A 9425-nucleotide genomic window follows, 5' to 3' on the forward strand; every position below is an offset into this window, starting at 1 on the left:
TTGCAAAAAAATCATTCAAAACAATCCTAAATTAATCGATGCAATAAGTTTACAATTGCAAAGTGAACCTAGATTCATTTTTAAAAACATAATACTTCCCGAAGACAAGTTTAGTTTTACAATATGCAATCCACCATTTCATTCATCACAAGAAGAAGCAACTAAAGCATCGTTAAGAAAAGTTAATAATCTAGAAGACAAAAAAGTTTCAATACCAGTTTTAAATTTTGGAGGACAAACTACCGAACTTTGGTGTGATGGTGGCGAAATTGGTTTTATTACTCAAATGATATTTGAAAGTGTAAAATATCCGTTGCAATGCTTTTGGTTTACCACTTTAGTTTCCAAAAAAGAGAATATAAAAAGTATTTACAAAACTTTAAATAAAGTTGGAGCAGTAAAAATAAAAACAATTGAAATGGCACAAGGTCAAAAAATAAGCCGATTTGTAGCTTGGACATTTCTTAGTGAAAAACAACAGAAAGACTGGAAGTTTAGTGTTGATTAAACCTCAAACTTTGTAACTTTGCAACTCTGAAACTTTTCTATTTTATAAATGAAATTCCAAGTCGTATCCAATTATAAACCTACAGGCGATCAGCCACAAGCCATTGAAAAATTGGTAAAAGGAATTCTCGATGGCGAAAAATATCAAACACTGCTTGGTGTAACTGGATCTGGAAAAACATTTACTGTTGCCAACGTAATTCAACAAGTAGAAAAGCCAACATTGGTTTTAGCTCACAATAAAACACTTGCTGCACAATTATATTCGGAGTTTAAGCAATTTTTTCCTAATAATTCGGTTCAATATTTTGTTTCTTATTATGATTATTATCAACCCGAAGCTTATATTCCTGTTTCTGGTGTCTTCATAGAAAAAGATTTATCTATTAATGAAGAATTAGAAAAACTGCGATTAAGCACAACATCTGCACTACTCTCAGGAAGAAGAGATATCTTAGTTGTAGCATCTGTTTCTTGTTTATACGGAATTGGAAACCCAGTAGAATTTCAAAAAAATGTAGTTTCAATTGAAAAAAATCAAGTTATTTCTCGAACTAAATTATTGCATAAATTGGTTCAAAGTTTATATTCTAGAACCGAAGCCGAGTTTACTCCAGGAACTTTTAGAATAAAAGGCGATACTGTTGATGTTTTTCCAAGTTATGGCGATGAACCTTTTCGTATTCAATTTTTTGGTGATGAAATTGAAGAGATTGAAGCGTTTGATTTAAGAACTTCAAAAGTTTTAGAAAAATACGAAAAATTAAATATTTATCCAGCCAATATGTTTGTGACTTCACCAGATGTTTTGCAAGCTGCCATTTGGGATATTCAACAAGATTTAGTAAAACAAGTAGATTATTTTAAAGAAATTGGTAAACATCTAGAAGCAAAACGACTTGAAGAACGAACCAATTTTGACCTAGAAATGATTAGAGAATTAGGTTATTGCTCTGGAATTGAAAATTACTCTCGTTATCTTGACAGACGACTTCCAGGAACTCGACCTTTTTGTTTATTAGATTATTTTCCAGACGATTTTTTAATGGTTGTCGATGAAAGTCATGTAACAATTTCACAAGTTCATGCCATGTATGGTGGTGACAGAAGCAGAAAAGAAAACTTGGTTGAATATGGATTCCGACTTCCTGCTGCAATGGACAATCGACCTTTAAAATTTGAAGAATTTGAAGGTATGCAAAACCAAGTTATTTATGTTTCGGCAACTCCTGCTGATTATGAATTACAAAAGTCAGAAGGCATTTATGTAGAACAAGTTATTCGTCCAACCGGATTATTAGATCCAATTATTGAAGTAAGACCAAGTTTAAACCAAATAGACGATTTAATTGAAGAAATTCAACTCCGATGCGAAGCAGATGAACGCGTTTTAGTAACAACTTTAACCAAAAGAATGGCTGAAGAATTGTCAAAATATTTAACCAAAGTTGCAATAAGATGCCGCTATATCCATTCTGATGTTGACACATTAGAACGTGTTGAAATTATGCAAGATTTAAGAAAAGGTTTATTTGATGTATTAATTGGTGTAAATCTTTTACGTGAAGGTTTAGATTTACCTGAGGTTTCGTTAGTTGCAATACTTGATGCTGATAAAGAAGGATTTTTACGAAGTCATCGTTCTCTTACACAAACTGTTGGTCGTGCAGCTCGAAACGTAAACGGAAAAGCTATTTTGTATGCCGATAAAATAACAAACAGCATGCAAAAAACAATTGACGAAACCAATTATAGAAGAGAAAAACAAATTGAATACAATACTAAAAACGGACTAGAACCAAAAGCTCTTAATAAAAGTTTAGGAAATGCATTAAGTAACAATTCAGTTTCTACACAATATTATGAAAACCAAGTTTTAAAAGCTGCCGAACCACAAAGTGAGTATTTATCTAAACCAGAAATAGAAAAGAAAATTCGTGATGCAAGAAAAGCAATGGAAAAAGCTGCCAAAGATTTAGATTTTATGCAAGCGGCGAAATATCGTGACGAAATTAAAGCGTTGCAGGAGAAAATTTAATAATTGAAAATTTATTTTATTATTGTAACTTTGTTATTCTAAATATTAAAAATATGGAACTTATAGAAATCAATCCTAAAATAATGCTTGGTAAACCTGTAATAAAAGGAACAAGAATCACAGTTGAATATATAATTTCTCTACTCTCTCAAGACATTAGCATTAATGAAATTTTAGCTGAATATAAAGGTTTAGAAAAAAAACAAATTCTCGCTTGCCTTCAATATGCAGAAAATATTTTAGAGAAAACCACTACTTTCGATTTAGATAAAATAGCTTCCTAATGCGTTTTTTAGTTGATGAATGTGTTGGGACAACTGTTTCAGAATTCTTAAAATCTACTAATCATATTGTAATTTCAGTTTTTGATGAGTTAAGAGGATCAACTGATGATGAATTATTATTTAAAAGTAATACAGAAAATTATATTTTGATAACTTCAGATAAAGATTTTGGAGAAATGGTTTTTAAAAATCAAAAACCTCATAACGGTATAATTTTAATTCGATGTAAACCCAATAATTTCAAGCAAAAGATTTTAGTTTTAACTAAATTGCTACAAAATTATTCTGCAAAATTAGAAAATAATTTTGTTGTTGTAACTAATGAAAATGTTAGGATAATAACTAAATAACTAACGATGTTTCGTTATATACTTGAATCCGCCTAACTTAATTCAATTGTTCCTGAAAAACTTCTAATAAAAAATCTGGATGAACCATTCTAGTTGGAGATTTTGCCATTTCTTTTAAAACTCTTCTTATTGCAAATGGATTTAATCCCATATTAATTCCTATTTCATGAATTTTAACTTCTTCTCTTTCATGCAAAACGCCATCACAATGCATCAACAAAGCCAATCTATAAAATTGTTGAATACGCTCAAACTCACTTTTTATTACTTCACTCCTATTTTCTTCATGAAAAAGTTGCTTTAACTCCTCGTTATTTACTCCAAGTTCAACAGCAACTAATGTCAAAAACATATATTCTCTTTCATGCAATTCACCATCAATTATTGCAAATGCAATCATGTCGGCAAGCAAACTCATTTTTTGTACTTTTGTAGGCATAAACTAAAATTTTAGCTAAAATAGTATTTATTTATAAAAAATAAAATTTATCCTTTTGAAAAATTTCTTTTTACTCTTTTTCTCTTTCTTTTTTGGATTTTTGAATGCTCAAGAAAGTACAGCATCTATACAAGTTTCTACTTTTTCAATTGAAGCACCACAACTTAAAACCACAAAGAAAATTTGGGTTTATCTACCAAAAAACTATCAAAATTCAACAAAAAAATATCCTGTAATTTATATGCACGATGCTCAAAATTTATTTGATAAAAAAACATCTTATGCTGGCGAATGGAATATAGATGAAACTCTAGATAGTTTAAATGCACAAATAATTGTTATTGGAATTGAAAATGGTGGCGAAAAACGAATGGAAGAATTAACACCTTTTAAAAACGAAAAATATGGTGGAGGAAACGCAGATAATTATTTAGATTTTACTGTAAATACGTTAAAACCATTTGTCGACAAAACTTACAGAACCAAAACAGCTGCTAAAAACACTTGCATATTTGGAAGTTCTCTTGGCGGATTAATTTCCTATTATGCACTTTTAAAATACCCAAAAGTTTTTGGAAAAGCTGGTGTATTTTCGCCATCATTTTGGTTCAACAGAAAAGAAATTTTTGAAATGACCGAAAAAACCAAAAAATTGAAAAGCAAAATTTATTTCCTCTGTGGCGATAATGAAGGTGACGATGATATGTTGAGAGATTTAAACAGTATTGAATACAAAGTAAACACTATTCGTTGCGAATGCAAAATGTTAAATAAAAAAATCATTGTCAAAGCAGGACAACACAACGAAAAATTATGGCGAGAAGGATTTAAAAAGGCGTATCTTTGGCTTTTTTAAAAGTTTAATGGTTTAAAAAGAGTTTAAAATAGTTACTTTACTCTACTGCAAATTAAACATTAAACAACATTAAACATAGTAAAACAATTTTAAACTTTATTCAAAATGAACAATAATGATATTTTTAAAAAATTAAGAGTTGCATTAATGCTTCGCGATGATCAAATAGTAGATATTTTACAATTGGTAGATTTTAAAATAACTAAATCTGAATTGGGTGCTTTTTTTCGTGATGAAAAACATGAAAATTTTGTAGAATGTGGAGATCAAATACTTCGTAATTTTCTTAATGGCTTAGTAATTCATTTACGAGGAACTAAAGAAAATCCAAAAAACCCAATGGATGTAATTGCTATTCATAAAAAAGAAGCGCAACCTAAAGTATTCACAAAATCTGAAGCAGCAACACCACCTAAAAAAGAATTTAAACCTGGAGACTTTAAGAAAAAACCAGCTTCAAATCAAAAATTTAAAGACAAAAAACCTGCAAAGAAAATTGAAATCATAGAGAAGGTGCAGTATAAAAATGGCAAAAACAACAAATAGTTTTTGTACATTTGAAATAACCTTAAAACCAAAAAAACATGATTAAAAATGTAGGTCAAACTGACAAAATTGTTAGAATTGTTTTAGCAATAATTTTAGCTGCTCTTGATTATTTTGAAGTAGTAAAAGGAGCTTCTTCATGGATTTTATCTGTTATTGCAATACTACTTTTGGTTACTGCTTTTATAAATTATTGTCCTGTTTGGAAATTAATAGGAAAAAATACTGCAACATTTACTAAGTAAAATTTTTAAATAAAATAATTAATGATTCCCGTTTAGTTTAAAAAACTAAACGGTTTTTTTTGTTTTTTTTTAACTTAAAATTAATTTAAAAATAAAATTTAAAAGGTAAATTTGAGTAACATTAAATTTTATTAAAATGAATTCAAAAGCACTCCTTGGTGAATTTTTACACGAAGTAGAAAACACCCGTAAATTATTAAAAGCAATTCCAGATAGCGCCTTAAATTTCAAACCATCTGATATTTCTTGGACAACAGGACAATTGGCATCTCATATTGCTGAGGTTTATAATTGGTATTACAACACACTTGTAGAAGACGTTTTTGATATGGCAACATACAAATACGACAAAGGTGATATTAGTAAAGCATCTAATATTGTAGCTAAATTTGAAGAGAATGTTAAAAATGCACAAATGCATTTAGAAAACATAAAAGAAGAAGATCTTTATAAAAATTGGTCAATGAATATGGACGGCAAAGAAATTATGGCTCCAATGATGAGAATACAAGTAATAAGAGGTTTTTTAATGAATCATTTATACCATCACAGAGGAGAAATGATTGTTTATCTTAGATCAACTGGCAACAAAGTTCCAGGATTATATGGACCAACTTATGAAGAATCTAATGTTAATGAACTACAATCTGTCTAATTTAATTTATAAAAAAAACCGTCAAAAAAAAATTAATTTTTTGACGGTTTTTTTTTATTATTTTTTTTTAAGATAAAGCAGCTTGAACTTGATCTGCAGCTTCTTGAAACTGTACTGCTGATAAAATTGGCATACCAGAATTATCTATTAATTCCTTAGCAATTTCGGCATTTGTACCTTGTAATCTTACAATAATTGGAACTTTAATTGCATCACCCATATTTTTATAAGCATCAACAACTCCTTGTGCAACTCTATCACAACGAACGATTCCTCCAAAAATATTAATCAAAATAGCTTTTACGTTAGCATCTTTCAAGATAATTCTAAAAGCTAGTTCTACACGTTTTGCATCAGCAGTCCCACCAACGTCCAAGAAATTTGCTGGTTCAAATCCTGCATATTTAATTAAATCCATTGTTGCCATTGCAAGTCCAGCACCATTTACCATACAACCCACAGTTCCGTCAAGGTCAACATAGTTTAATCCAGCAGCTTTTGCTTCAACTTCAATTGGATTTTCTTCTCTAACGTCTCTATATTCAGCCAATGCAGGATGACGATACAAAGCATTATCATCAAGATTTACTTTAGCATCAACAGCAATAATTTTATTATCAGATGTTTTTAAAACCGGATTAATTTCAAACATAGATGCATCAGAACCAATATAAGCTTTATACAAAGCATCAATAAACTGAACCATTTCTTTAAAAGCATTTCCAGAAAGACCTAAATTAAAAGCAATTCTTCTTGCTTGAAAACCTTGCAATCCAACATTTGGATCAATCTCTTCGTGATGAATTAAATGTGGCGTATGTTCTGCAACTTCTTCAATATCCATTCCACCTTCAGTAGAATAAACAATCATGTTTTTGGCAGTTGCTCTATTCAATAATACCGACATATAAAATTCGCTTGTTTCACTCTCACCAGGATAATAAACATCTTCGGCAATTAAAACCTTATGCACTTTTTTTCCTTCAGCACTTGTTTGTGGTGTAATTAATTGCATACCAATAATTTGCTCAGCCAATTCCTCAACTTGTTGCAAGTTTTTAGCAAGCTTCACTCCACCACCTTTTCCTCTTCCTCCAGCGTGAACTTGTGCTTTAATAACGTGCCATCCAGTTCCAGTTTCAGCAGTTAATTGTTTAGCAGCAGCAACCGCTTCTTGCGGATTATTTGCCACATAACCACGTTGCACTTTTACACCATAACTGGCTAATATTTCTTTTCCTTGGTATTCGTGTATGTCCATATTGAAGTTTAATTTATTTTTTAGATACCGAAATAAATTCGGTAAAATGTGGCACAAAAATAACTAAATTTCATCAATTATAAAAACAAATTATTTTTATTTAGAATTTATGCTGATGTATTTCAGTAGCGAATCTTTAAGGCATTTTCTATAAGCCATTATCCTGCTGTTGCAAGTCGCTTTTATCTTGTTTTTAATGACAAGATAAAGAGCTCCAACAATTGCAACATCAGGGCTAAAAAATCAATGTAAGTACATTAAAATCATAATTAAGCAACAAATATTCAATAATTTATAATACATTTGATAATAACCATTGCAACTAAAAAAAATGCAAAAAATGATTGCAGAAAACGAAAATCTGTTTCTAAGAGAATTAAACCATACCGATATTGAAGTTTTATTTGAATTATATTCAGATAAAGAAGCAATGAAATTTAGAGGAAGTAAAACTTTTGAAAACATTGAAGAAGCAGTTATTATGCTAAATAATGTAATTGAAAATTATAAAACTAAAACCGAGTTTAGATATGGAATCATTGAAAAAATCTCTAATCAATTAATTGGCACTTTTCTTATTGTGCCAATTTCAAAAACAAAATGCAAAATAGGTTGTTCAATAGGAAAAAAATATTGGCGATTAGGATATGGTTCTCAAGTCATGACAATTATGTTTCAATATTTACAAAATATAAAATACGAAACTATAATTGGATTAATAAAAAAAGAAAACATTCCATCAATAAAACTTGTCGAAAAAATGAATTTTACATTAATAGAGCAAACAGAATATCCTGAATTTTATTTATATGAAAATATAATTAATTCATAAATTTTAGAAAATTATTTTTATTTATATTTGAAAAAACTTTAAATCAACTATGAAAAATATTATTTTATTATTAATGTTAAGCTCAAGTTTGTATTCTCAAAAAACAACTATTAATAAAATATTAATTCCATATAGAGAAAAAAATCTTTGGGGTTTTTCAGATACTTTAGGAAACATAAAAGTAAAACCCATATATAAAGACGTAAAAAGTTTTTTTATTGATGAAGAAACCAATTTTACGGCTAGATATGTTGTAAAGACCAATAAAAAATACTTTGTAATTGACCAAAACAGTAAAGTTTTATTACCAGAGTTAAATAATTATGATTCAATTTATATAAATAAATTATACTATGATCGCTTTTCAATTTATAGAAACGGAAAAACGGGTATTTTTCTTAAAAACAAAGAACTTATACCTTGTATTTATGATAAATTAAGTATTGCAACAAATGAAAGTTATTACGTTAAAAACGGAAAATTAGAAGGATTAATCAATTCTTCTGGCAAAATTATAATTCCATTAAAGTATAAAAATGTGCATCCATCTTGGGAAGATAATGATAAAAACAATTCAGAGTATGTTTGGGTTGCCGAAGGAGAGTTTCATGAAAAAAAGTTTTATGATAAAAAAATAAATCCAGAAAAATACGATGGTGAAATTTATGAAAAAACTTTAGCCCAAGAACCAGGTTCTAAAGATTATGAATCCTATCTTGAGAAAAAAAGAATTGAACTTAAAAAAATATATGATGAAGTCGATATCGATGCATACAATAGTGTTGCCTATGTAACTAAAAATAATAAAAAAGGACTTGTAATGCTATATAAAATGGAAGAAATTATAAGACCAATTTATGATGAATTAGTCAATTATGGTTGGGATAAATCAGAATCCGTTTATAAAGTAAAACTCAATAATAAATATGGTTTAGTAAAACCTAGAAATGTAATTGTTTTAAATTGTGAATTTGACGAAATAGAAGCTGATAGAGTTTTAGTTAAAGATGGTAAAAAAGGATTTATAGTTTTCAATACCATTTATCCTTACATAAAACCCAAATATTTAACTATAAAAAGTATTGAAGGTGTTCAAGTCAATGAAAACTGGCAATTTGGATTATTTGAAGTTACAACTCCTAATGGAAAAGGTTTTGTGGGAGAAAATGGGGTCGAATTTTTTAAAGATTAGTTTGATAATATCGTTCTTCAATTCGCTTAATATCTTTAATAGTATTCTTAGCCCAAAGAAATCTTTTTTCAAGAATTTCAGCTTCTGTTAATTGCCAATTGATGTCTGATTTGTGCAATCTACTCATTAAATTCTGAATAATAATGGCTGCCGAAACTGAAATATTTAAACTTTCAGTAAAACCAGCCATCGGAATTTTTAAAAATCCATCTGCTTTTTG

Annotated in this window: 12 protein-coding genes and 1 pseudogene; 10 read left to right on the forward strand and 3 right to left on the reverse strand. The window is 28.9% G+C overall.

Annotated elements, in window-relative coordinates; translation table 11 throughout:
* The 4 genes from ACH2BO_RS01860 to ACH2BO_RS01875 form a co-directional block, all read left to right on the forward strand.
* Window positions 1-508 (forward strand): RlmF-related methyltransferase (locus ACH2BO_RS01860; protein WP_395043063.1); only part of this gene is annotated, 508 nt, incomplete at its 5' end.
* Window positions 509-556: 48 nt separating this feature from the next.
* On the forward strand, window positions 557-2545 hold the full coding sequence (gene uvrB, locus ACH2BO_RS01865) for an excinuclease ABC subunit UvrB (protein ID WP_395043064.1): 1989 nt from the start codon (window positions 557-559) through the stop codon (window positions 2543-2545).
* 53 nt (window positions 2546-2598) lie between these two features.
* A complete protein-coding gene (locus ACH2BO_RS01870) occupies window positions 2599-2829 on the forward strand; it encodes a DUF433 domain-containing protein (RefSeq protein ID WP_395043065.1) in 231 nt (76 codons plus the stop codon).
* The gene (locus ACH2BO_RS01875; protein WP_395043066.1) at window positions 2829-3179 is read left to right on the forward strand and encodes a DUF5615 family PIN-like protein; all 351 of its coding nucleotides are present in this window, start codon (window positions 2829-2831) and stop codon (window positions 3177-3179) included. The genes ACH2BO_RS01870 and ACH2BO_RS01875 overlap by 1 nt, the downstream gene beginning before the upstream one ends.
* Before the next feature lie 37 nt (window positions 3180-3216).
* On the opposite strand, the gene ACH2BO_RS01880 is transcribed toward ACH2BO_RS01875, so the two are convergent.
* Window positions 3217-3618: an excinuclease ABC subunit B gene (locus tag ACH2BO_RS01880; protein WP_395043067.1), complete on the reverse strand. Its 402-nt coding sequence runs from the start codon at window positions 3616-3618 to the stop codon at window positions 3217-3219.
* 55 nt (window positions 3619-3673) lie between these two features.
* On the opposite strand from ACH2BO_RS01880, the gene ACH2BO_RS01885 reads away from it, so the two are divergent.
* The 4 genes from ACH2BO_RS01885 (at window position 3674) to ACH2BO_RS01900 (ending at window position 5920) form a co-directional block, all read left to right on the forward strand.
* Window positions 3674-4474: an alpha/beta hydrolase gene (locus ACH2BO_RS01885; protein ID WP_395043068.1), complete on the forward strand. Its 801-nt coding sequence runs from the start codon at window positions 3674-3676 to the stop codon at window positions 4472-4474.
* Window positions 4475-4579: 105 nt separating this feature from the next.
* Complete coding sequence (locus tag ACH2BO_RS01890; RefSeq protein ID WP_395043069.1) at window positions 4580-5020, forward strand: DUF1456 family protein; 441 nt, start codon at window positions 4580-4582, stop codon at window positions 5018-5020.
* Window positions 5021-5058: 38 nt separating this feature from the next.
* Entirely contained in the window at window positions 5059-5265 is a 207-nt protein-coding gene (locus tag ACH2BO_RS01895) for a DUF2892 domain-containing protein (RefSeq protein WP_395043070.1), read from the forward strand.
* Between the two features lie 136 nt (window positions 5266-5401).
* Entirely contained in the window at window positions 5402-5920 is a 519-nt protein-coding gene (locus ACH2BO_RS01900) for a DinB family protein (RefSeq protein ID WP_395043071.1), read from the forward strand.
* 67 nt (window positions 5921-5987) lie between these two features.
* Here ACH2BO_RS01900 and sucC read toward each other — a convergent pair whose 3' ends face one another.
* Complete coding sequence (gene sucC / locus ACH2BO_RS01905; protein WP_395043072.1) at window positions 5988-7181, reverse strand: ADP-forming succinate--CoA ligase subunit beta; 1194 nt, start codon at window positions 7179-7181, stop codon at window positions 5988-5990.
* A 340-nt stretch (window positions 7182-7521) separates the two neighbouring features.
* On the opposite strand from sucC, the gene ACH2BO_RS01910 reads away from it, so the two are divergent.
* Together ACH2BO_RS01910 and ACH2BO_RS01915 are read left to right on the forward strand one after the other, a co-directional pair.
* Window positions 7522-8013, forward strand: a complete 492-nt coding sequence (locus ACH2BO_RS01910; protein ID WP_395043073.1) for a GNAT family N-acetyltransferase — start codon at window positions 7522-7524, stop codon at window positions 8011-8013.
* Between the two features lie 49 nt (window positions 8014-8062).
* On the forward strand, window positions 8063-9205 hold the full coding sequence (locus ACH2BO_RS01915; protein ID WP_395043074.1) for a WG repeat-containing protein: 1143 nt from the start codon (window positions 8063-8065) through the stop codon (window positions 9203-9205).
* On the opposite strand, the pseudogene ACH2BO_RS01920 reads toward ACH2BO_RS01915, so the two are convergent.
* A pseudogene (locus ACH2BO_RS01920) lies at window positions 9195-9425 on the reverse strand (TrmH family RNA methyltransferase); the annotation flags it as partial. The gene ACH2BO_RS01915 and the pseudogene ACH2BO_RS01920 sit on opposite strands and share 11 nt — an antisense overlap.

Source organism: Flavobacterium sp., from assembly GCF_043773265.1.
GTDB lineage: Bacteria > Bacteroidota > Bacteroidia > Flavobacteriales > Flavobacteriaceae > Flavobacterium.

Coding starts and splice junctions, on each gene's coding strand:
- uvrB (WP_395043064.1), top strand. CDS start 557: ATGAAATTCCAAGTCGTATCCAATTATAAACCTACAGGCGATCAGCCA.
- ACH2BO_RS01870 (WP_395043065.1), top strand. CDS start 2,599: ATGGAACTTATAGAAATCAATCCTAAAATAATGCTTGGTAAACCTGTA.
- ACH2BO_RS01875 (WP_395043066.1), top strand. CDS start 2,829: ATGCGTTTTTTAGTTGATGAATGTGTTGGGACAACTGTTTCAGAATTC.
- ACH2BO_RS01880 (WP_395043067.1), bottom strand. CDS start 3,618: ATGCCTACAAAAGTACAAAAAATGAGTTTGCTTGCCGACATGATTGCA.
- ACH2BO_RS01890 (WP_395043069.1), top strand. CDS start 4,580: ATGAACAATAATGATATTTTTAAAAAATTAAGAGTTGCATTAATGCTT.
- ACH2BO_RS01895 (WP_395043070.1), top strand. CDS start 5,059: ATGATTAAAAATGTAGGTCAAACTGACAAAATTGTTAGAATTGTTTTA.
- ACH2BO_RS01900 (WP_395043071.1), top strand. CDS start 5,402: ATGAATTCAAAAGCACTCCTTGGTGAATTTTTACACGAAGTAGAAAAC.
- sucC (WP_395043072.1), bottom strand. CDS start 7,181: ATGGACATACACGAATACCAAGGAAAAGAAATATTAGCCAGTTATGGT.
- ACH2BO_RS01910 (WP_395043073.1), top strand. CDS start 7,522: ATGATTGCAGAAAACGAAAATCTGTTTCTAAGAGAATTAAACCATACC.
- ACH2BO_RS01915 (WP_395043074.1), top strand. CDS start 8,063: ATGAAAAATATTATTTTATTATTAATGTTAAGCTCAAGTTTGTATTCT.